Origin of the sequence: Mesorhizobium sp. M7A.F.Ca.MR.362.00.0.0 (assembly GCF_004023175.1) — a bacterium.
Lineage (GTDB): Bacteria > Pseudomonadota > Alphaproteobacteria > Rhizobiales > Rhizobiaceae > Mesorhizobium.
Genome location: NZ_RZTF01001096.1, coordinates 1 through 245, shown reverse-complemented (window position 1 = coordinate 245; position 245 = coordinate 1). Strand labels below are relative to the sequence as shown.

The following is a 245-nucleotide window of genomic DNA, read 5'->3' as shown; positions in this document are numbered from 1 at the left end:
GTCGGCGGCACCGGGACCGGCGCCGATGAAATGGACGGTCATGGCGCATCTCCGCTGATGGCGATCGCGCAGGTGACGGGGCCGAGCACCGTGCGGGGGCCGAGCAGTCTGGCGCCGGCGCCGGCAACGGCGAGGGCGGATGCCTCGGAAACCGATGGCGTGCCGGCGAGTTCTTGCGAGAGGTTGCGCGAGTTGGCCCCCTCATCCGGCCCTTCGGGCCACCTTCTCCCCGCTGGGGAGAAGAG

Annotated in this window: 1 protein-coding gene; it reads right to left on the bottom strand. The window is 71.8% G+C overall.

The features are described 5' to 3' along the window. Positions 1-38 precede the first annotated feature (38 nt). A partial coding sequence (locus EOC06_RS39265; RefSeq protein ID WP_245470484.1) for a cobalamin biosynthesis protein occupies positions 39-245 on the bottom strand: 207 nt, incomplete at its 5' end.